This is a genomic window from Sphaerisporangium rubeum (genome assembly GCF_014207705.1).
GTDB classification, from domain to species: Bacteria; Actinomycetota; Actinomycetes; order Streptosporangiales; family Streptosporangiaceae; genus Sphaerisporangium; species Sphaerisporangium rubeum.
Genome location: NZ_JACHIU010000001.1, coordinates 5,864,092 through 5,885,291, shown reverse-complemented (window position 1 = coordinate 5,885,291; position 21,200 = coordinate 5,864,092). Strand labels below are relative to the sequence as shown.

The 21,200-nt window shown below is 71.4% G+C and carries 19 protein-coding genes; 9 read left to right on the top strand and 10 right to left on the bottom strand.

The genetic code is table 11. From position 1 onward, the window contains the following. Window positions 1-9 precede the first annotated feature (9 nt). Window positions 10-318 carry a helix-turn-helix domain-containing protein gene (locus tag BJ992_RS25040; protein WP_184985046.1) on the bottom strand — a complete coding sequence of 103 codons (309 nt, stop codon included), beginning with the start codon at window positions 316-318 and terminating at the stop codon, window positions 10-12. 481 nt (window positions 319-799) lie between these two features. Here BJ992_RS25040 and BJ992_RS25035 point away from each other — a divergent pair, with 481 nt between their 5' ends. Further along, window positions 800-1,246, top strand: coding sequence for an ATP-binding protein (locus BJ992_RS25035; RefSeq protein WP_184985044.1), 447 nt, complete (start codon window positions 800-802; stop codon window positions 1,244-1,246). A gap of 271 nt (window positions 1,247-1,517) precedes the next feature. On the opposite strand, the gene BJ992_RS25030 is transcribed toward BJ992_RS25035, so the two are convergent. From BJ992_RS25030 to BJ992_RS25020, 3 genes are all read right to left on the bottom strand, one after another. Beyond that, window positions 1,518-2,681 (bottom strand): acyl-CoA dehydrogenase family protein, encoded by a 1,164-nt coding sequence (locus tag BJ992_RS25030; RefSeq protein ID WP_184985042.1) that lies wholly within the window; start codon window positions 2,679-2,681, stop codon window positions 1,518-1,520. A gap of 71 nt (window positions 2,682-2,752) precedes the next feature. After that, on the bottom strand, window positions 2,753-4,984 hold the full coding sequence (secA2, locus tag BJ992_RS25025) for an accessory Sec system translocase SecA2 (RefSeq protein ID WP_343072842.1): 2,232 nt from the start codon (window positions 4,982-4,984) through the stop codon (window positions 2,753-2,755). Window positions 4,985-5,076: 92 nt separating this feature from the next. After that, the gene (locus BJ992_RS25020; RefSeq protein ID WP_184985040.1) at window positions 5,077-6,606 is read right to left on the bottom strand and encodes an MDR family MFS transporter; all 1,530 of its coding nucleotides are present in this window, start codon (window positions 6,604-6,606) and stop codon (window positions 5,077-5,079) included. Between the two features lie 123 nt (window positions 6,607-6,729). On the opposite strand from BJ992_RS25020, the gene BJ992_RS25015 reads away from it, so the two are divergent. Both BJ992_RS25015 and BJ992_RS25010 read left to right on the top strand, forming a co-directional pair. Further along, entirely contained in the window at window positions 6,730-8,322 is a 1,593-nt protein-coding gene (locus BJ992_RS25015) for a phytoene desaturase family protein (protein WP_184985038.1), read from the top strand. Between the two features lie 89 nt (window positions 8,323-8,411). Next, window positions 8,412-9,293 (top strand): DMT family transporter, encoded by an 882-nt coding sequence (locus tag BJ992_RS25010; protein WP_184985036.1) that lies wholly within the window; start codon window positions 8,412-8,414, stop codon window positions 9,291-9,293. Here the strand turns inward: BJ992_RS25010 and BJ992_RS25005 are convergent. Then, window positions 9,290-10,408 carry an FAD-dependent oxidoreductase gene (locus tag BJ992_RS25005; protein WP_184985034.1) on the bottom strand — a complete coding sequence of 373 codons (1,119 nt, stop codon included), beginning with the start codon at window positions 10,406-10,408 and terminating at the stop codon, window positions 9,290-9,292. The genes BJ992_RS25010 and BJ992_RS25005 overlap by 4 nt on opposite strands. A 130-nt stretch (window positions 10,409-10,538) precedes the next feature. Between BJ992_RS25005 and BJ992_RS25000 the strand changes: the two genes are divergently transcribed. From BJ992_RS25000 to BJ992_RS24985, 4 genes are read left to right on the top strand one after another with little or no spacing between them, the layout of a single operon-like run. Then, a complete protein-coding gene (locus tag BJ992_RS25000) occupies window positions 10,539-11,510 on the top strand; it encodes a phosphotransferase family protein (protein WP_184985031.1) in 972 nt (323 codons plus the stop codon). A gap of 1 nt (window position 11,511) precedes the next feature. Next, window positions 11,512-12,729 carry an acyl-CoA dehydrogenase family protein gene (locus BJ992_RS24995; RefSeq protein WP_184985029.1) on the top strand — a complete coding sequence of 406 codons (1,218 nt, stop codon included), beginning with the start codon at window positions 11,512-11,514 and terminating at the stop codon, window positions 12,727-12,729. Beyond that, the gene (locus tag BJ992_RS24990; RefSeq protein ID WP_184985027.1) at window positions 12,726-13,904 is read left to right on the top strand and encodes an acyl-CoA dehydrogenase family protein; all 1,179 of its coding nucleotides are present in this window, start codon (window positions 12,726-12,728) and stop codon (window positions 13,902-13,904) included. Before BJ992_RS24995 ends, BJ992_RS24990 begins: the two co-directional genes overlap by 4 nt. Beyond that, window positions 13,901-15,013: an acyl-CoA dehydrogenase family protein gene (locus tag BJ992_RS24985; RefSeq protein ID WP_184988922.1), complete on the top strand. Its 1,113-nt coding sequence runs from the start codon at window positions 13,901-13,903 to the stop codon at window positions 15,011-15,013. The genes BJ992_RS24990 and BJ992_RS24985 overlap by 4 nt, the downstream gene beginning before the upstream one ends. A 26-nt stretch (window positions 15,014-15,039) precedes the next feature. Here the strand turns inward: BJ992_RS24985 and BJ992_RS24980 are convergent, their stop codons facing one another. Beyond that, a complete protein-coding gene (locus BJ992_RS24980; protein ID WP_246497538.1) occupies window positions 15,040-15,654 on the bottom strand; it encodes a TetR/AcrR family transcriptional regulator in 615 nt (204 codons plus the stop codon). 217 nt (window positions 15,655-15,871) lie between these two features. Between BJ992_RS24980 and BJ992_RS24975 the strand changes: the two genes are divergently transcribed. Continuing rightward, window positions 15,872-16,642, top strand: coding sequence for an NERD domain-containing protein (locus BJ992_RS24975; RefSeq protein ID WP_184985023.1), 771 nt, complete (start codon window positions 15,872-15,874; stop codon window positions 16,640-16,642). 174 nt (window positions 16,643-16,816) lie between these two features. Then, window positions 16,817-17,401 (top strand): hypothetical protein, encoded by a 585-nt coding sequence (locus BJ992_RS24970; protein ID WP_184985021.1) that lies wholly within the window; start codon window positions 16,817-16,819, stop codon window positions 17,399-17,401. 106 nt (window positions 17,402-17,507) lie between these two features. Here the strand turns inward: BJ992_RS24970 and BJ992_RS24965 are convergent, their stop codons facing one another. Genes BJ992_RS24965 through BJ992_RS24950 form a run of 4 tightly spaced genes read right to left on the bottom strand, consistent with a single transcriptional unit; the run spans window position 17,508 to window position 21,181 of the window. Beyond that, entirely contained in the window at window positions 17,508-18,092 is a 585-nt protein-coding gene (locus BJ992_RS24965; protein WP_184985019.1) for a tellurium resistance protein, read from the bottom strand. Between the two features lie 14 nt (window positions 18,093-18,106). Next, window positions 18,107-19,264: a DUF475 domain-containing protein gene (locus tag BJ992_RS24960; protein ID WP_184985017.1), complete on the bottom strand. Its 1,158-nt coding sequence runs from the start codon at window positions 19,262-19,264 to the stop codon at window positions 18,107-18,109. Then, window positions 19,261-19,842, bottom strand: a complete 582-nt coding sequence (locus tag BJ992_RS24955) for a TerD family protein (protein WP_184985015.1) — start codon at window positions 19,840-19,842, stop codon at window positions 19,261-19,263. The genes BJ992_RS24960 and BJ992_RS24955 overlap by 4 nt, the downstream gene beginning before the upstream one ends. Before the next feature lie 10 nt (window positions 19,843-19,852). Beyond that, window positions 19,853-21,181 (bottom strand): hypothetical protein, encoded by a 1,329-nt coding sequence (locus tag BJ992_RS24950; RefSeq protein ID WP_184985012.1) that lies wholly within the window; start codon window positions 21,179-21,181, stop codon window positions 19,853-19,855. Between the last annotated feature and the right edge of the window lie 19 nt (window positions 21,182-21,200).

The window sequence follows — 21,200 nt, the reverse complement described above, 5'->3', positions numbered from 1 at the left end:
GGGGGATCCTTATGCCGCGTGGGCTTCGAACCAGAGCGATCCGACGTCGTGCCCCGAGGTCATCCGCACATCCGCGTCCAAGGCGGCCGCCAGACGGCGCAGCAACGGGACGGTCGGCGACGTTCCGCCTTCCTCGATGCACTCGATCTCGTCCACCGTCATACCGGCTCTCTCGGCGAGGCTCTCAACGGAGAGACCAAGGGCCGTGCGCCGGTCGTACAGGGCTTTTCCGAATGCCAAGGCTTCGCGGATGGCGATCCGTTCCGGATCTTCGCCCGAGTCCTCGGTACGCACCCAGCGGGTGTGGTAGCCGGCCATCACACCTGCCTCTCGAAGCTCTCGGTCGCCGACTCGCGATGATCACGTGCACAGAGTCTCTGCGCACGCACCGCACGGTCGATCTGCCGCTGGTCATGTTGCGCCGCACGCGAGATCCCTTCGAGACCCGGCATCAGCTCGGCGCGCAACCCGCGCAAGACGCAGACCCGATCTTACCTAAAGTGGTCGGTCGATTACTCAAAGATGGGGAAGTGGATCGGCTGCCGTGGGGCTTCTGTGATGTGTGGCCTTGGTGGACACCTGATGCGGCTCGCTGTTGGGAGCGCTCCCAATAATCGCTGCGAGTGATCATAGGGGTGCGGTCCGAAATGTGGCGCTTTGAGCTGCGGTAATGCATTGTCCGAAGTGTGGGGGGGTCGTTCTGGCTTGCCGGAGGGGCAAACAATCATGTTTCGAGTGATTCACATGGCCGACGTATTGCCGTAATCTGAGTGGGAGCGCTCCCACCTGAGGAGGAGCAGTGTGCCTGACCTTCCGCGCGAACCGCTCGTCCAGCGGCTTTCTCGGTGTGCTGCCGGTACGGACGGCCGAGTGGATCCTGTCCGCTGACACGCAGAGTGTTTGTGCCGCGCGCACCTTGGTGCGTGAGGAACTGGGCCGGTGGGGGACCGCCGGATTGGTCGACGACTGCTGTCTCATCGTGAGCGAGCTGGTGACGAACGCCATCCGGCACGGTGGCACGGCGTTCGCGCTCAGGCTCGGCAGCGATGGACGCTGGGTGTACGGAGAGGTGTTCGACGCCGGAGACGGGTTGCCTTGCGAGGTGCCGGACGACCTTGACGCCACCGGCGGGCGAGGACTCGTCATCGTGGGAGCGCTGTCGGACGACTGGGGGGTCGTGCCGGCCGATGGAGGCGGCAAGACCGTCTGGTTCGTCGCGGGGCTGGAGGCCGCGCAGGCGAGCTGATGAGACCGACCTCGCGGCTCGGGGGTCTGTGAGGTCTCGCCGGGGCACGATCACCGGGCGGTGCGTGCTCCGGCGGCTAGGTACGGCTCGCGCCGGGTGAGCGCGTGGCCCGCCCGAGGAGTGCGAGTCCTGGCGCGAGCCGTACCCTTCACCCGTGCGTCCTTGAGACGGCGCCGGATGACGCGACGGGGGACGTCGCAGAACCAGGACCTTACGCTGGGGGGCGAGCCGGTCGCAACGTGAGCGGACGGCGGCGAGGCCGGTCGTGCCGTCAGCGGAAGGCGTCGAGGCCGGTGACGGCGCGGCCGAGGGTGAGCGCGTGGACCTCCTCGGTGCCTTCGTACGTCGCGACGGTCTCCAGGTTCATCATGTGCCGCATCACCGGGTACTCCAGTGTGATGCCGTTGGCCCCGTGCACGCTTCTCGCCTTGGCGGCGACGCGCTGCGCGGCGCGGACGTTGGCGAGCTTGCCGAAGCTGATGTGCGCGTGCTTGGCGAGGCCCTCGTCCTTGAGCCGGCCGATGCGCAGCGCGGTGAGCATCGCGTGGTTGACGTCCACCAGCATGTCGGCGATCTTGAGCTGGGTGAGCTGGAAACCCGCGATGGGCCGGCCGAACTGCTCGCGCTCCTTGGCGTACTCGACGGCCGAGACCAGGCAGTCCCTCGCGGCCCCCGCCACCCCCCACACGATGCCGTACCGCGCCTCCGACAGGCACGACAGCGGCGCCTTGAGGCCTTCCGCGCCTGGCAGCAGCGCGTCGGAGGGGAGGCGCACGCCGTCGAGCACCAGCTCCGAGGTGATGGACGCGCGCAGCGACAGCTTGCCGTGGACGACGTTGGCGGTGAAGCCGGGGGTGGAGGTGGGGACGAGGAAGCCGCGGATGCCTTCGTCGGTCGCGGCCCACACGACGGCGCAGTCGGCCACCGACCCGTTGGTGATCCACATCTTGGTGCCGTCGAGCACCCAGTCTGAGCCGTCCCGCCGCGCGCGGGTGCGCATGGATCCGGGGTCGCTGCCGGAGTCGGGCTCGGTGAGGCCGAAGCAGCCGAGCGCCTCGCCGGTCGCCATGCGCGGCAGCCACTCCTGGCGCTGCTCCTCGGTGCCGTACCGGTGGATGGCGGTCATCGCGAGCGACCCCTGCACCGACACGAAGCTGCGCAGGCCGCTGTCCACGGCCTCCAGCTCGCGGCACGCCAGTCCGTAGCTCACCGCGCTGGTGCCGGCGCAGCCGTAACCGGTCAGGTGCATGCCGAGCAACCCGAGCTTGCCGAAGCCTTTGGCGAGGCCACGGGGGTCGGGGATGGTGCCGGAGTCGTACCAGTCCGCGACGTGCGGCAGCAGTTCGGCGGCGGAGTAGTCCCTGACGGTGTCGCGGATCGCGCGTTCCTCGTCCGAGAGGTCCCGGTCGACGTCGAGAAAGTCATGCGGGTTCATGGGTCCACCGTCTCACCCGCAGGCGGCCGGTCGTGCGTCCGCACTCCCGGCGCGCCGTCGCGAGGGTTCTCCTAGTCGTCTTCGTCGCGGCTCTTACGGCCCGACATGCGCCTGAGCATGCGGTCCATGGCGTTGCCGAACGGGTTGTCCTGCACCAGGTACGTCCAGGTGGTCGTCGGCCGCTTCAGGCCGCCGTCCAGCGGGTCGAAGCCGTCGGCGGTGATCGGCATGGTGTCCAGCGTCTCGACCGAGCGGCTGCGCACCTCGTCCATGAGCCGCTTGTACGCCTCGACGCCTTCGCGCTGGAACTCGTCGATCGGCACCAGCCGGTGGCCGAGCGCGCGCAGGTGGATGCCTTCGCGTACGTCCGCCATGAACGCCAGGTGCTCGGTCCAGCAGCGGTCCAGGTGGTACAGCACGATCTGCCGCGCCGCCTCACGCAGGACGGCCTCGCCGGCGGTCTCCAGCAGCTCGGCCCACCGCTCGGGTGCGGCCCGCTCCAGCGCCTCGGCGGCGGCGTCGCCGGTCAGCACCTTGGCGCGCTGCTCCAGCACCAGGTCACGCTGGTTCTCCAGCAGACGGGTGTACCGCCAGGTGTTGCGGTGGATCTCCATGTTGGCGCCTTCGGCGACCCGCTGCGCGTGGCCGACGACGTACACGGCGCGCTTGTGCCGCACCCGGCCGTCGTGGTCGGCCGGCGGCAGCCACTCGTCCGGCGCGAACCGCTGGATGAGGTCGTCCTCGAGGCTCACCATGAAGACCGACCCGCCGGGGTCCCCCTGACGGCCGGCCCGGCCGCGCAACTGGTCGTCCAGGCGGCTGCTGGAATGCCGGCCGGAGCCGATGACGTACAGCCCGCCGAGCTCGGCGACGCCGTCACCGAGACGGATGTCGGTGCCGCGGCCCGCCATCTGCGTGGAGACGGTGATCTGGCCGTGCTCGCCGGCACGTGCGATGATCGCGGCCTCTTCGGCGTCGTTCTTGGCGTTGAGGACGACGCACTCCAGGCCCTCCTTCTCCAGCTCTTTGGCGAGGCGCTCGGACTCCGACACGTCGAGTGTGCCGACGAGGATGGGACGGCCGGTGGCGTGGACGGCGGCGATCTCGTCGACCAGCGCTTGTTCCTTGTCGGTGGCCGAGCCGTACAGGCGGTCCGGTTCGTCCTCGCGGACGCAGGTCTTGTTGGAGGGGATGACCGCGACCTTGAGGTCGTAGAACTCGCGGAAGTGCTCCTCGACGGCGACCGCCGTGCCGGTCATGCCGCACAGCGTGGGGTAGCGCCGGATGAGGCCCTGGATGGTGATCGAGTCGAGCACCTCACCCGACTCGGTCGGCGGCAGCGCCTCCTTGGCCTCGACCGCGGCCTGGAGGCCGTCGGGCCAGCGCTGGAGGGTGGCGACCCGGCCGCGTGACTGGTTGACGAGCTGGATGCGGCCGTCGCGCACGAGGTAGTCGACGTCCCGGACGAGCAGCGCGTGCGCGTGCAGCGCCAGGTTGATCTGGGTGAGCACATCGGGGGACTCGTACAGGTTGATCCCGCCGAGTGCCTTCTCGACGGCGTCGGTGCCTTTGGCGGTGAGGTGGACGTTGCGCCGCTGGTCGTCCATCTCGTAGTGGTAGCCGCGGGACAGCCGCCGCACGAGCTCGGCGGTCTCCTCGGCGCCGGTGCCGGTGTCGGCCGCGCCGGCGAGGACCAGCGGCACACGGGCCTCGTCCACGAGCACCGAGTCGGCCTCGTCGACGAGCGCGACGTCGGGCTCGGGGACGATCATGTCGGCGGGGTCGGTGGCGACGCGGTCGCGCAGCACGTCGAAGCCGAGTTCGCTGACCGGCCCGTAGGTGACGTCCTTGCCGTACGCCTCGCGGCGCTCCTCGGGGGAGGAGTCCTGGCCGATCCACCCGACGGTGACGCCGAGGGCCGTGTACAGGGGCTCCATCCACTCGGCGTCCCGGCGGGCCAGGTAATCGTTCACCGAGATGACGTGGACCCGTTTTCCGCGCAGAGCGTAACCGGCGGCGGCGATGGCGCCGACGAGTGTCTTGCCCTCACCTGTCGCCATCTCGGCGACATATCCGGACAACAGGGCCAGCGCACCGGTGAGCTGCACGTCGAACGGACGCATGCCGAGCGTACGGTCGGCCGCCTCACGTGCGATGGCGCAGAACTCCGCGAGATCCTCGATCCGCGGCTGCGGCAGCTCCTCAAGAGCCTTGACCCGGTCCTCCTGGGCACCGGCCGCCGCGGTGATGCGCTGAAAAGGGGAGATATTCGCGCTACCCGGGCGATCCAGGAGATTTCTCACTAACTGCGATATCGACGCCACATCGCCTCCAACGCTTCCCACTGTAGCGGCGTTCCCGCACAGATCCCGTCAGCGATTGTGCGGCACGTCGGTCAGCGGCTGTGCGCGGCCACCCCGGGAGACGGCGCGGCGAGGCGCTCCGACAGAGGGATCTCCTTGACGAAGAAGGCGAGCACGAACCCCACGGCGACGATCGGCGCCAGGTACAGGAAGATCGGCGGAAGCGCTGCTGCGTAGGCATGCGCGACCGCCGAGCGCACCGGCGGCGGAAGCTGGTGCACCATCTGCGGCGTGATCGAGCTGACCCCCCGCACCGGCAGCCGGGCCCCGCTCGCCGCCAGTTCCGTGGTGAGCCGATGGATGAAAATTGCACCGACGAGCGAGGTGCCGAGCGAGGCGCCGGTCTGCCGGAAGTAGTTGATCGCCGACGTGGCGGCGCCGACGTCGCGGTACTCCACCGCGTTCTGCACGATCAGCACCAGCGTCTGCATCATCATGCCGAGCCCGAGGCCCGTGACGAACATGTAGACGCTGTTCAGCACCATGGAGCTGTCGGCGGTCATCCGCGACAGCAGCACCATGCCGGCGGTGAGCAGGCCCGTGCCGAGGATCGGGAAGATCCGGTACCGGCCGGTGGCGGCGATGATCCGGCCCGAGCCGATCGAGGTCAGCGTCATCCCCGCGACCATCGGCAGCATCAGCAGGCCGGACTGCGTCGGGCTCGCGCCGTTCACCATCTGCAGGAACGTCGGCAGGTAGGCGACGGCGGCGAACATGCCGAGACCCACGAACACCGAGATCGCGGCCGGTACGGCGAACAGGTTCTGCCGGAACAGGTGCAGCGGGATGATCGGCTCGGCGGCCCTGCGCTCGGCGAACACGAACGCCACCGCGAGCACGACCGCGAGCACGGCGAGGGAGACGATCGGCGCCGAGCCCCAGGCGTACTCGGTGCCTCCCCAGCTCGTCACGAGCACCACGCACGCCGAGGTCCCCGCGAGGAGCACGGTGCCGAGGACGTCCAGCCGGGGACGCGACCGCGGCCGCGGCAGTTTGAGCACGACGGCCGTCAGCACGAGCGCGAACAGGCCGAGCGGCAGGTTCACGTAGAAGCACCAGCGCCAGTCGGCGCTCTCGGTGAGGAACCCGCCGATCAGCGGCCCCGCCACCGAGGACAGGCCCCAGACGGCCCCGATGATCCCGGTGTACCTGCCGCGTTCCCTCGGGCTCACCAGGTCCGCCACGATGGCCTGCACGCCGATCATGAGGCCGCCGCCGCCGAGGCCCTGCAACGCGCGGAAGCCGATCAGTTCCGGCATGTTCCGCGCCAGCCCGCACAGCACCGAGCCCACCAGGAAGATCGCGATGGCGGACTGGAAGACGACCTTGCGGCCGATGAGGTCGCCGAGCTTGCCGTAGATCGGCAGCCCGATGGTGGACGCCAGCAGGTACGCCGTCACGACCCACCCGATGTGCTCGACCCCGCGCAGGTCGCCGACGATGGTCGGCAGGGCCGTGGACACGATCGTCTGGTCCAGCGCGGCCAGGAGAAGGGCCACCATGAGCCCGGCGAACACCAGGTTGACCTGCCGGTGGCTCAGCCGTGGCGGCTCGATGTCCATGGGTGTCACCTTTCTCCCAGCTGTGGGGTTTCCCGCAGGTCCCCTGCGAAACCTCCAGGGGATCCCTTGCGTACTGACTGGTTATCCAGTCAGGCTAGGCCGGGGAACGCGAAGGAGTTTGCCATGAACGACATCGCCGAGCGGCTCGGCGTGGTGGGCCTGCCTGAGCCGGTGGCCGAGCTGGCCGCGCGCCGCTTCGACGTCATCGTGGTCGGCGGCGGCCACAACGGCCTCACCTGCGCCGCCTACCTGGCACGGGCCGGCCGGTCGGTGCTGGTGCTGGAGGCGCGCGACCGGCTCGGCGGCGCCTGCACGCTGGACCGGCCGTTCCCGGACGACCGGTACGTGATCAGCCCGTGCGCGTACGTGATCGGTCTGCTGGACGAGACGGTCATCCGCGACCTGTCGCTGAACCGGCGCGGGCTTGAGGTGTACCTGGCCGACCCGCAGCTGTGGGTGCCGTTCGACGACGGCACGGCCTTCGGCCAGTGGCTCGACGACGGCCGCACGCTGGAGGGACTGCGAGGGCTGGGACTGAGTCGACGCGACATCGCCGGATACTTCGCCTACGAGGATCTTTTCGACCAGATCAGGATCCGGCTTCGCAAAGGGGCCAGGGACACCTGGGCCGGTGACGCGCCGTCCCGTGCCGAACTGGAGGAACTGCTGGCCGGCGAGGACCTGATGCGGGACGTGGTCTTCCACGCCTCCATCGCCGACGTGCTGGAGGAGTTCGTCACCGACCGGCGGCTCAAGGACGCGTTGTTCGGCCAGGGGATCATCGGCACCTACGCCGGTCCGTACGACCCCGGCACCGCCGCGGTCAAGCTCATGCACTTCGCCGGGGAGATCGACGGAGAAGGCGCCGTGTGGGGGTACGTGCGCGGCGGCATGGGGGTGGTGAGCTTCGCCATCGCCGACGCCGCGCGCGAGGCCGGCGCCGTGCTCGCCACCGGTGTGCCGGTCGGCGAGGTGATCCCCGGCGAGGGGGTGCGCCTGGAGGACGGCACGTTCATCGCCGCCGGCACGATCGTCTGCAACGCCGACCCCAAGCGCCTCATGACGATGCTCGCCGCCGGCGCCGCGCCTGCGGACTACCGGCGGCGCGTCGAGGAGTGGGACATCCGCAGCCCCGTGGTGAAGTTCAATGCGGCGCTGCGCGCGCTGCCGTCCTGGACCGCGGCCCCCGGCGCGACGTTCATGGCCAAAGGGGTGGTGAACGCCACCACGGGCCTCGCGGACGCGCAGAAGGCGTTCGAGCGCTGCGACGCGGGGGAGCCTGCCGTCGGCTTCGGCGAGATCTACGTGCAGACCGGCCACGACCCCTCGCCGGCGCCGGAGGGACGGCACCTGATGAGTGTCTTCGGACAGTACGCTCCGTACGCGATGAACGGCGGCTGGGAGGCGCGGCGGGACGAGGTGGCGCGGCAGTTCATCGACCTGATCGGCCGGTTCGCTCCGGATTTCGGCGACTGCCTGGAGAGCTACGAGGTGCTCGGGCCGCCGGACATCGAGCGGCGGGTCGGGCTCACCGGAGGCCACATCTTCCAAGGTGAGGTGCGGCCGGACCAGATGTGGGAGAACCGGCTGACGCCGCGCACCCCGATCCCCGGGCTGTACCTGTGCGGCGCGGCCACTCACCCCGGCGGCAGCGTGATCGCGCTCAACGGCAAGAACGCCGCGGCGGCCGTCCTCGCGGACGAAGTGCCTACATAACGGGTAAACCTCTCTTAAGCTTGCAAGGTGCCTCCGCTCACATCACTCTCGCACCGCCATGCCCGCAGCCACGTGACCGGTGACCGCTCATGATCTGGGCCGGGATCACCGTCGCGCTGGTCGGCGCGCTCGGCTACGCCGTCGGCGCGGCGCTCCAGCAGTACGAAGTGGTGCGCGGCGGAGCCTCGTTCAAGCTGGTCCGCCGTCCCCGGTGGTTCATCGGCGGTGTCGTCGGACTCGCGGGGGCCGGCCTGCACGCGGTCGCGCTGGCGCTCGCGCCGCTGGTGATCGTGCAGCCGGTGAGCGTCACCACCCTGGTGTTCGCCGTGCCGCTCGCCGCCGCGCTGCACGGCAGGCGGCCGACCAAGGCCGAGGTCATCGGCTCCGTCGCCGTGGCGGGTGGCCTGCTCGGCCTGATGATGCTCATCCCGCACGACGACACCAGGCCCGTGCTGTCCACCCCGGACGCGCTGTGGTTCCTCGCCTGCGTCGGCGTCGTCGCCGCCGTCTGCGAGCTCATCGCCAAACGCCTGCGCGGCCCCGCCAAGGCGCTGGTGCTGTCGGTCGGCGCCGGCACGGTGACCGCCGCGGTGTCGACGTTCGTGCGCGTGGTCGGCGGCGGGCTCGGCGGCGACCTCGGCCGCCTGGTCCACTGGTTCACCCTGGCCATCCCGGCGCTGCTGCTGGTCGCGATCGTGCTGCTCCAGCGTTCCTACGCCGTCGGGTACTTCGGCATCGCCTACGCCGGTGTGCAGGTGGTGGACCCCATCACCTCGATCATCGCCGGCGTCACCATGCTCGGCGAGCCCGTCCCGGTGGCGGCGCACGTCGTCCCCGCGCTGCTGTTCGGCGCCGTCCTCATCGCCGGCACCATCACCCTCGGCCGCCTCGCACCCGACACCAAACACGCCGTGCCACCCCCGGCGCCGGTCCCTCCACTGCCGGTGGGGGTCACCCGGACCTCCGGCTAGGGCCGCGGCGGCCGCCAGGCGAAGACGTCGTCGAACGACCGGAGCGTGGCGCCTGACCGTCCCGCCATCGCCATGACCGCGTCGCGCGCGCGGACGGCCACCGGGTTGGACCAACGGGTCAGACGGCAGATCGACCAGGAACGCCGCATGATCGCCGACGTGCGGGCCAGCCGCGCCTCGGTGTAGGCGGCCGGGTCGGCGACGGCGGCCAGCACGACCGCGTCCTCGATGGCCTGGCAGGCGCCTTGGCCGAGATTGGGGGTCATGGCGTGCGCCGCGTCGCCGAGCAGGACGACCCGGCCCGAGTGCAGCGCCGGCAGGGGACGCGCCAAGGCGTACAGGTCGTGGCGCAGGACCGACTCCTGCGGGGCCGCGGCCAGCAGGCCGGGGATGGGGTCGTGCCAGCCGCCGAACAGGCGCAGCAGCTCCGCCTTCTCGGCCGCCTGGCCGCCTCCGGCTCCGGCCGGCGCGGGTGCGGTGGCGTAGCAGTACACCTGGTCGCCGGCCAGCGGCATGACGCCGAAGACCTGGCCGGGGCCCCATGATTCGCCGCCGGTCACGGCGGAGGGCCACGGGGTGATCAGGCGCCAGCTCGTGACGCCGGCGTAGACGGGGCCGGGACGGCCGGGGAACAGGGCCTGGCGGGTCCTGGAGTGGATGCCGTCGGCGGCCACCACCAGGTCGGCCGTGAGGTCGCCGGCCGAGGTGGACACGCGGCCGGTGACCGGGTCGACGCTCTCCACGGTCGTGCCGAGGCGCAGCGACTCCTGCGGCACGCGGCTCGCGATCAGGTCCACCAAGGTGCCGCGCGGCATCAGGACGGTCGGGTCGCCGAAGCGCTCGCTCGCCGCCTCCGCGCTGGTGCGCACCAGCCAGCGGCCGTCGGAACGGCGGATGCCGGCCTCCCCCTGGATCGCCGACAGCTCGCGGACGTCGTCACCGGCGCCGATGGTGTCCAGCGCGGCCAGTGCGTTCGGAGCGATGGCGATGCCGGCCCCCACCGGTTCCAGGGACGGGGCCCGCTCGCAGACCGTGACCCGCCACCCGGCCTTCGACAGGGCCGCGGCGGCGGTCAGCCCGCCGATTCCGCCGCCGATCACCACGGCTTCCGGCATCACGCCTCCTCCGGCATGTCCATCTGGTCGCCGATCATGTCAGCCGGGGTGGCCGGTCCCGCGTCCGGAGGGTGTGTCGACAGACATACCGGCCGGTCGGTACGCTCCAGCCACGAGCGCAGGGGGGACGATGGCCGTACGACCGGAGACCGGCCCGCCGGGTCTGGATCTCAGGCGCCTTGAGGAACACCTGGTCACGCGGGGGGTCGCGCGCGGCACGCTGACGGCCGAGGTGATCCACGGCGGCATGTCCAACCTGACCTACCTCGTGCGCGACGAGGAACGGCCGTTCGTGGTGCGCAGGCCCCCGCTCGGCCACGTCCTCGCCACCGCGCACGACATGGGACGCGAGTACCGCGTGCTGACCGCGCTGCACGGCACCGGGGTGCCGGTGCCGCGCACCTACCTGCTGTGCGAGGACGACGACGTCATCGGGGCCCCGTTCTACGTCATGGAGTACGTCGACGGCGAGCAGCCCCCGGCGAGCGAGGAGATCGACGTCAAGCTCACCGACGTGCTCGCGCGCCTGCACGCGCTCGATCCCGCCGCCGTGGGCCTCGCTGACTTCGGCCGGCCGGAGGGGTTCCTCCAGCGCCAGGTGCGCCGCTGGAAACGGCAGCTCGACGTGTCCCGCAGCAGGGACGTGCCGGGGATCGACACCCTGCACGACCGCCTGGCCGCGTCGGCGCCGGTCACCCAGCGGGACACGATCGTGCACGGCGACTTCAAGCTCGGCAACACCCTCATCGCCGGCGGCGAGGTGCGCGCGGTGCTCGACTGGGAGATGTCCACCCTCGGCGACCCCCTCACCGACCTCGCGCTGTTCCTGCTGTACACCGAGTTCACCGCACTCGAAGGCCAGGCAGCCGCCGGTGGCCATGTCCCGTCGGGGGAGCTCGCCGAGCGGTACGCCGCAGGCGCGGGCCTCGACATCTCACGGCTCGGCTGGTACCTCGGCCTGGCCTGCTTCAAGCTCGCGGTGATCGCCGAGGGCATCCACTTCCGCCACACCAGGGGCCTCACCGTCGGTGAGGGCTTCGCCGACGTCGGCGCCAACGTCGCGCCGCTGGTCGCGCACGGCCTCGGCGCACTGGAGGACTGAGATGGACTTCGGCTACGACGCCGCCACCGAGGAACTGCGCGCGCGCCTGACCGCGTTCATGGACGAATGCGTGTACCCGGCGGAGGCGGAGTTCGAACGCCAGGCCGCGGAAAGCGGCTGGCGCACGCCGCCGATGATGGCGGACCTCAGGAGCGAGGCGCGCGCTCGCGGCCTGTGGAACCTGTTCCTCCCCGGCGAGCACGGCGCGGGCCTGACCAATCTGCGGTACGCGCCGCTCGCCGAGATCATGGGCCGCAGTCCCCGCATCGCGCCGGCCGCCACCAACTGCGCGGCGCCGGACACCGGGAACATGGAGCTGCTCGCCATGTTCGGCACCGAGGCCCAGCGCCGCGACTGGCTTTCGCCCCTGCTGGACGGCCGCATCAGGTCGGCGTTCGCCATGACCGAGCCGGACGTCGCCTCGTCCGACGCCACCAACATCGCCACGTCCGTCGTGCGCGACGGCGACGAGTACGTGATCAACGGCCGCAAGTGGTACGCGTCCGGCGCCATGAACCCCGACTGCGCGATCTTCATCGTGATGGGACGGACGTCGCGGGACGCGCCGCCGCACCGCAGGCAGAGCATGATCCTCGTACCGCGCGACACCCCCGGCCTGACCGTGGTGCGCGGCATGCACGTGTTCGGCTACACCGACGGCGACCACGGCGGCCACGCCGAGGTGCTGTTCGAGGACGTCAGGGTGCCGGCGGCCGGCCTGATCGGCGAGGAAGGCGGCGGGTTCGCCATCGCGCAGGCCCGGCTCGGCCCCGGCCGCATCCACCACTGCATGCGCCTGATCGGCATGGCCGAACGCGCCATCGAGCTGATGTGCGCACGCGCGCTGTCGCGCACCGCCTTCGGCAAGGCGGTGGCCGAGCAGGGGGTCGTGCAGGACTGGATCGCCGAGTCACGGGTCCGGGTCGAGCAGCTGCGCCTGCTGGTGCTGAAGACCGCGTGGCTGATGGACACGGTCGGCAACCGCGGCGCGCACACCGAGATCCAGGCCATCAAGATCGCCACCCCGGCGACGGTGGAGTGGATCCTCGACAAGGCCATCCAGGTGCACGGCGCCGGCGGCGTCAGCCAGGACTTCCCGCTCGCCGGCCTGTGGACCGCGGCCCGCGCGCTCCGCCTCGCCGACGGCCCCGACGAGGTGCACAAACGGTCGCTCGCCCGCCGCGAGCTCAAGAAGCACACAGCGAAGGACGACCGGTGACGGCAGACGAGACGACGATCGTGGAGCGGGCCCGCGAGTTCCTCGCGGGCCACGACCCGGACGCCATGGGACGGGAGGCGTTCCTGCGCGCGCGGTACGACGCGGGCCTCGCCTGGGTGCACTTCCCGCCGGGTCTCGGCGGCCTCGGCGCGCCGCGCGGGCTGCAGGCCGTCGTGGAGCGTGAGTTCGACGGCACGCCGCAGCTCGACGTGGGACGGCAGGCCATCGGGCTCGGCATGGCGGCCCCGACGCTGCTGACCTTCGGCACCGAGGAGCAGAAGCGGCGCTTCCTGCGTCCGCTGTGGACCGGCGAGGAACTCTGGTGCCAGCTGTTCAGCGAGCCAGGCGCCGGTTCCGACCTCGCGACCCTCGCCACCCGCGCGGTGCGCGACGGGGACGACTGGGTGGTGGACGGCCAGAAGGTCTGGACGTCGGGGGCCCACATGGCGCGCTGGGCCATCATGGTGGCGCGCACCGACCCCGATGTGCCGAAACACCAGGGTCTGACGTACTTCGTCTGCGACATGCACGCGTCCGGCGTCGAGGTGCGTCCGCTGCGGCAGATCACCGGCGAGGCCGAGTTCAACGAGGTGTTCCTGACCGGCGTACGGCTGCCTGACACGCTGCGGCTCGGCGCGGTCGGCGAGGGCTGGCGGGTCGCGCAGACCACGCTGATGAACGAACGGGTCGCCATCGGCGGCACCCCCGGCCGGCGCGGCGGCGGCATGATGGCGCTGATCACCGAGACCTGGCGCACCCGGCCCGAGCTGCGCACCCACGACCTGCACCGCCGCCTGCTGGAGCTGTGGGTGGAGGCCGAGGTGACGCGCCTGGCCGCGGTCCGGCTGCGTGAGCAGCTCGCCGCGGGGACCCCGGGACCGGAGGGCTCGGGGATGAAGCTCGCCTTCGCGCGCCTCAACCAGGCGCTGTCCGGCGCCGAGGTGGAGTTGCTGCGTGAGGAGGGCCTGGCGTACGACGACTGGACGTTCCGCCGCTCCGACACCGTCGACTTCGTCGGCCGCGGCCCCGGGTACCGGTACCTGCGGGCCAAGGGGAACTCCATCGAGGGTGGCACCTCGGAGATCCTGCGCACCATCGTCGCCGAGCGGGTGCTCGGCCTGCCTGCCGAGCCGCGCGCCGACAAGGACGTCCCGTGGAAGGACCTGCCGCGATGACCCTGCTGTACTCGGACGTGGAGGAGGAGCTGCGGGCCGCCGTGCGCGCGCTGCTCGCCGACCGGTGTCCTCCGTCCGCCATGGCGGCCCGCGCCGGGGAGGAGCCGCTGTACGACGCCGGGGTGTGGAAGGCGCTCGCCTGCGACATCGGCGTCGCGGGGCTGCTGGTCCCCGAGGAGCTCGGCGGGGCCGGCGCGTCGCCGCGTGAGGCCGCGGTCGTGCTGGAGGAGCTCGGCCGAGGTGTCGCTCCTGTGCCGTTCCTCACCAGCTCCGTCATGGCCACCAAGGCGCTGCTCGCCGCCGGCACCGATGCCGCGACCGAGCTGCTCGGGCCGCTGGCCGAGGGACGCACGACGGCCGCGCTCGCGGTGTCGTTCGCCGCCTCGCCGTACGCCGCCGCGCCTGACACCGTGACCGCGTCGCCGCGTGCCGCCGCGCGTGACACCGTGACCGCCGAGGACGGCACGCTGACCGGCCGGGTGACCGCCGTGGCCGGCGCGGAGGCCGCCGACGTGTTCCTCGTGCCGGCCTCCGGCGCGCTGTACGCGGCCGAGGCCACCGGCGTACAGCCGTCGGTGTCGCTCGACGTGACCCGTCCCGTCGCGGTCGTCACGTTCGACGCCGCCGCGGCGACCCTGGTCGCGCCTGATCTCGGGCCGCTGCGCGCGGCCCTGGAGCTCGGCGCGGGGCTGCTCGCGTCCGAGCAGCTCGGCGTGGCCGAGTGGTGCCTGGCGACGACCGTCGGCTACGTCACCGAACGCCGCCAGTTCGCCAGGCCCGTGGGCTCCTTCCAGGCGATCAAGCACCGCCTGGCCGACCTGTGGCTCGCGATCGTGCAGGCCAGGGCCGCCGCGCGCAACGCCGCCGACGCCGCCGCCACCGGCGCCGACACCGCGACCGCCGCGGCGGTGGCGCAGGCCTGGTGCGGCACGGTGGCCGTGCGCGCCGCCGAGGAGTGCCTCCAGCTCCACGGCGGCATCGGCATGACGTGGGAGCATCCCCTGCACCTGTTCCTCAAGCGGGCCAAGGCCGGCGAGATCGCGCTCGGCACCCCGGGGGACCACCGCGACGCGCTCACCGGCGCGGCCGGCCTCCCCGCGCCGGCCTGACGCCGGGCCGGTCCGATCCTTGCCGGTCAGGGACGCAGGGAGGCCAGCAGCAGGCCGGCGAAGTGGTCGCCGATCTCGCGCGCCGACAGCGCGCCGTCCGGCCGGAACCACGTGCCGAGGTGGTGGACCGAGCCGAAGAAGTAGTCCACCACCAGGTCGGCGGGGACGTCGTCGCGGAACACCCCGGTGCGCCGTCCCTCGCCGATCAGGTCGCGGAACCGCTCGTGGTAGCGGCGCCGCTCGGCGCGCACGGACCGCTGGGTCTCCGGCGCGAGCTGGTGCATCGACCGGAAAAAGATCTTGAAGTCGTCGAGGTTCTCGATGGTCGTCACGATGACGTCGGCCGCCGCGGCGCGCACCCGGTCCGCCACCGGCCCCGGCGCGTCCGCGAACCGGTCGAGGCGGTCGGTCTGGAGCCGCAGCACCCGCGCGTAGACCTCGTGCAGCAGATCGTCCTTGGAGTCGAAGTAGTGGTACATCGCTCCTTTGGTCACCCCGGCGGCCGACACGATCTCCTGCACCGAGGTGTTCTCGAACCCCTTGGCGGCGAACAGCCGTGTCGCCTCGGCGAGCAGCCGCCGCCGCACCGGCTCCTCGCGCCGCTCACCCGCGCCTCCGGGGCCACGGCCGCCGTCATCCATGGTCCGGTCCCGGACGTCGCCGCGCGCCATCGCACGCCTCCCTGAAGTCACCTGCCGCCAGCGTACCGACTGGTCGGTAACCGATGGCGCGTCCGTCCGGCGCACGTGGTGGGTATCGCGGGTGTGTTATTTCCGTCACCTTCGCAAAGTTGGAGCTCCCGATTGGGTATCCCCCTGGTTAAGTCGACTGAGCTACCCGAAATCGTGGGGGTTTCCGGTGCCCAACGGGTCTATCTACGTGCCGCCTGACGACAAGTTCGCCTGGGGCTCGCCGTCCGTGATGTACGAGCTCCGCTGGCGCGAGACCAGATCGGAGCGGCGCCGCAGACGCAACGTCATGGCAGGCGCGGGGTTCGTCATCATCACCGCGCTCGCCATCTACCGCGGCTTCCCGCTTCCCCTGCTCATCGGCGTGCTCGGCGGCGCGGCCGTCTGGGCCGTCGACGGGTTCGTCTCGTGGCGCATGTTCGAGGCCACGGCCGTCTGGCGCGGCAAGCGCAGCGGTGCCACGCGGACCGGCAAGTCGTTACGGCGCGCGCTCGCCAAACAGAGCTACAACGTGCTCGACGGCCGCGCCGTCCCTGGCAAGGCGTCCATCGACCACCTGGTCATCGGGCCGGGTGGCGTCTGGATCGTCGACAACGAGGCATGGCAGCCGGACTGCCACATCGCGGCGTACGGCGGACGCCTGTTCCTCGGCGAGCGCTCCGGCTCCAAGGTGGCCAAGGACCTGGTCGACGCCGCCGCCGCGCTGCAGGAGGTCCTGTCCCGCGAGGCCGGCGAGCCGATCGAGATCCGTCCCCTGCTCGCCGTCCACGGCGGCAAGGTCAAGGACGGCCTCGTGATCGCCGAGGGCCTGACCCTGATGCCGCCTCGCCGCGTCGCCAAGTGGGTGCTCGCCAACGCGTACGCGTCCCACACCCCGGAGGACGTCGAGTTCCTGTCCCGTACGGCGGCCCGCATCCTGCGCCGTATGACGACGATCTGAGACCCGCGCGCAACGCCGTGCGGCGCCACCGGTGCGCCGCACGGCGTTCCGCTGTGCCGCCGGTACGGCCGCGCGAATCAGCGGAATCCCGCCTGAATACGGGGTGTTGCCGAGCGCTCCGGGTGACAGTGGTGGAGCTGACAGAACACACCTGACCTGGCGGGGGAGTGGCTCATGGACGTGCTGGACCCGTTGACCGATCCGTTGACCGGCCCGGTGCGGCGGCTCTGCGTGGCGGTGGAAGGCGAGGGACCGCTACGCGGCGATCCGCGGTCCCGGCTGGCCGAGGTGGTCGAACGGGCCGGCGTCGCGGCCGGGCTCGACCACGCGACACTGCAGATCCAGCCCACAGGGGTGCTGCTGGTGCTGACCTCCGGGGTGGACGAGGCCCGGGTCGTGGCCGGTCTCACCCGTGAGCTGTGCACGACCCTGTGGCACCGCAACCGCGACCGCGCCGGCGACCGCCGCATGCGCTGCCGCCTGTCGTTCCACCAGGGGCTGGTCCGCATCACCGACGACGGCTTCACCGGCCAGGCGGTGACCGCGGTCGCGCAGATGTGCGCGAGCGACGACCTGCGCGCCGAACTGGCCGGCAGCCCCGCGAGCGACCTGGCGATGATCATCTCAGGGCCGTTGCTCGACGACCTGGCCTACCCGGAGTCCCCCGACCTGCACAAGACCCGGTTCCGTCCCGTGGTGGTCACCACGCCGACCCGGTCCATCCCCGCCTACATCCACGCGGTCGGCCCACCCGGGTGACCGCAGACGGGGCCCCCGGGCCGCCTGCCCCTCGCGGCCCGGGGACCCCGGGTGAGGACCGCCCCGGCGCCGCGTGGGGAGTGGCGCCGGGGCGGGGATCGGGGGGTCAGGGGGTTCTCTTGATGCCGGGCCGCCAGGTGAGGCCCCACTTGTAGGTGGCGTCCATCTGACGGTGGCCCCGGGTGAAGTAACGGACCTCTCTGCGGATCGCCAGCCGGCCCCCGGTGTTGCGGAGCATGAACATCGCGCACACCCGCGCGCGGGGGTCCGCGCCGTCCAGCGGCACCTCGATCGGCGGGCCGCTGACCGGGTGGATCGTGGCGACCCCGTTCGCGGCGGCCCAGTTCGGCACGCCGTGGTAGATGTAGGCGAACACCAGGACCCGGCTGATCAGGTGGGCCCGCGCCATGTCGATGGTCATGTTCTCCCCCTCGGGGCCGCCGGCGCGCTCGTCGCGGTCCAGGGCGATGACGGGGTCGTCGCCGTCCCTGGGGACGCGGAACTTGCCGCCGAGCGCCTGCACGCAGCCCCGGGACCCGTCGGTCAGCTCCCACAGGCAGCACAGGTCCAGGTCGATGGGGGAGGAACCGGTCGAGTTCCAGGTCAGGTTGACCCGCATCCGGCCGTTCTCCCGAGGTATGTCCATCCTCGGGGCGTCCTTGGTGAGCGTCACCCGGCGCTGCTCCGCCATGGCCGGTCCTTTCGTCACTGCCGTGTCTCGGCGGGTTCGGGGGTCGCCTCGCCGGCCTCGGCGGCGGCGGCGAGGTCCCGGTCCCTGGCGCGGTTGCGGAGCGTCGAGGAGATCATCGCGGTGACGATGAATCCGAGGCCGATGAGCCCGGTGACGATCTCCGGCACCTCACGGCCGAGGCTGACCAGCATGATCGTGGCCAGCACGCCGATGGCCCAGTGCGCGCCGTGCTCCAGGTACACGTACTCGCTCAGCGTGCCCCTGCGCACCAGGTAGATCGTCAGCGACCGCACGTACATCGCGCCGATCCCGAGGCCGAGCGCGATGATCAGCAGTTCGTCGCTGATCGCGAAGGCCCCCACCACGCCGTCGAACGAGAACGACGCGTCGAGCACCTCCAGGTACAGGAACAGGAAGAACCCGGCACGTCCCGCGGCCCCCACCACGGCGGACGGCCGGCGGCGCACCGGCGCCTCCTGCGGCTCGGCGTCCCTGGCGAGCGCCGGCAGGCCCGTGCCGATGCCTTCCTCCTCGGCCCCCGCGACCCGCTGTCCCGCCTCGAACAGCTCGCCGAGGCTGTTGACCAGCAGGTACGTCACGACGCCGAGCACGCCGGCGGTGAGCACGCTGCCGGTGTCCACGTCGGCGACCGCGGTGGCGCCGACCAGCACCGACAGCGCCACCACGACCGACAGCTGATCCAGCTTGCCGATCTTGGCGAGCGGACGTTCCAGCCACGCCAGCCACGCGAACTCGCGCTCCTCGAAGATGAAGTCCAGGAAGATCATCAGCAGGAACATGCCGCCGAACGCCGCGATCAGCGGATGCGCCTCCTGCAACCTCCTGCCGTACTCGGTGGCGTCGTTCACCGCGAGGCTGATGGCCTCCGCCGGGCTCAGCTTGGCGGTGATCCCCACGATGAGCAGCGGGAACGCCAGGCGCATGCCGAACACCGCGATCACGATGCCGACGGTGAGGAACATCCGCTGCCAGAACGGGCTCATCCGCTCGATCACCTTGGCGTTGACCACCGCGTTGTCGAACGACAGGGAGATCTCGAGGACCGCGAGGATCGCCACGAGCACCAGAGCGCGCGGGCCGCCGAACAGCAGCGCCGCGAGGAGGCCCACCCCGGTCAGGGTGAACGACCAGCCGAAGATTCTCCCGATCATGAGCTGACGTTCACCCCGTAGCCGACGGCGATGGCCCGCAGGCCCTGCGAGTAGCCGTCCCCGACCGCGCGGAACCGCCACTGGTCGCCTTGGCGGAACAGCTCACCGAAGATCACCGCCGAGTCCTTGGCGTAGTCCTCCGTCAGGTCGTACCGGACCACCTCGTCCGCGGTGGCCTCGTCCACGACCCGGATGTACGCGTCGCGCACCTGACCGAACGTCTGTCCCGTCCGCTCTCCGTCGTAGATCGACACGGGGAACAGGATGCGGACGCACCGCGGCGGCACCGCGGCCAGGTCGATCAGGATGGTCTCGCAGTCCTGCTCGGCGGCCCCGGCGCCGACACGGTTGTCACCTTTGTGCTCGACCGACGTGTCCGGGCTCTTGAGGTTGTTGTAGAAGACGAAGTGCTCGTCGGACAGCACCCGTCCGCTGCGGCCCACCATCAGCGCCGAGGCGTCCAGGTCGACGTCCCGGCCGGTGACGTCCAGCGACCGCCAGCCGAGAGCCACAAGGACCTTGCTCAGGTGCGGTCCGGCGAGCGGAGCGTCGCCGCCTTTGGTCAGGCTCACTCCCATATCGGTCTCCTCAGGTGTCGGACTGGTTGTGGTCGTGCCGGCGGCGCTGGTGCCGGTCCAGGACCGACGGCCCGAACAGCGACGCCTTGGGGTCGTCGACCCCGCTGATCAAGGCGTCCATGTAGACGGTCTCCACGTGGTCGTAGCCCCCCTCGATCCGCGTGGTGTACCGCTCACGGGTCTCGTCGACGGTGGAGAGGAAGTGGTCCAGCTCCATGGCGTACGCGTCGCACTCCTCCTGGCGTGCCTGCGCGGCGGCCAGCGTCTGGCCGGTCCGGTGCAGATGGGCCCGGTGCTCGGTGAGCGCGCGGTCGTTGGGGTTGCCCATGCGGCGGCCGAGCTCGGTCGCGATCAGCGCCGTGAAGATCATCAGCGCGGTGACGAGGATGACCGTCGGCACCAGGCCCCAGCCGTCGATCGCGCTCGGCATGCGCTGCTCGTTGCCGTCCGCGTCGATGTAGACGACGTCGCCGATGAGCAGCAGCCGCAGCGACGCGACCGCGCCGATGGCGAGCAGCCAGATCACCGGGATGAGGAACAGGATCACCGGCCGGCCCGCCAGCCCGCGCCGCCGGGTGTCCTCCTGGCCGTGCCTGCGCCGTCCCCGGAACTCCTGCCACTCGCGGAACTTGCGGCCGTACATGTGGGGGCCGAAGACGAACACGAAGATCGCGCCGATGGCCAGCGCGTACGTCATGACCGTCGTCTCACCCCAGTTCAGGAACGTCGCGTAGTAGATGGGGACCTCGACGGTGAGGAGCACGAGCAGCAGGAGGAACGGCACCCCCCACGAGCGCAGCGCCTCCCGCCACCCGCCGCCGAGCGCGATCGAGCTCGGCTTGCCGTCACCCGGCCACTGCGACGGCCCGATCTCCAGGCTCTCGACCCGGCCCCTCGCCACCTCGTGCACGGCGCGGGTGCGGACGTAGTCCTCCGCCACCGCCTCGGCACGCTTGCCGTGCGCCGCGCGCGCGGCACGGGCCTCGTGCTCCTGACGGGCCAGGAGCGCGTGCACGTCCTCGATCGCCTGCTGCCGCTGCGCGTCCAGCACCAGCAGATGCGGCGGCTCGTACCCTTGCGTCTTCAACGTGACCGAGTCGAAGCCCGGACTCTTGGCGTCCGCCGCTCCCTTGGCGACGGCCTTCGCCTCAAGCTCCCCCCAGTCCGGCAGGTCGAGGGGACCCGGACGCCACCGGTCCGGCGGCTCCACCGCCACCGGGGCCTTCGACGGGGCCTTCGACGGGGCCTTCGACGGGGCCTTCGACGGGGCCTTCGACGGGGACTCGGGTAACTCCTCGTGCCTGACCCGCTTGCGCGGTATCAACTGCTTGACGGCCATGGATGTGTTCCGATCTCGT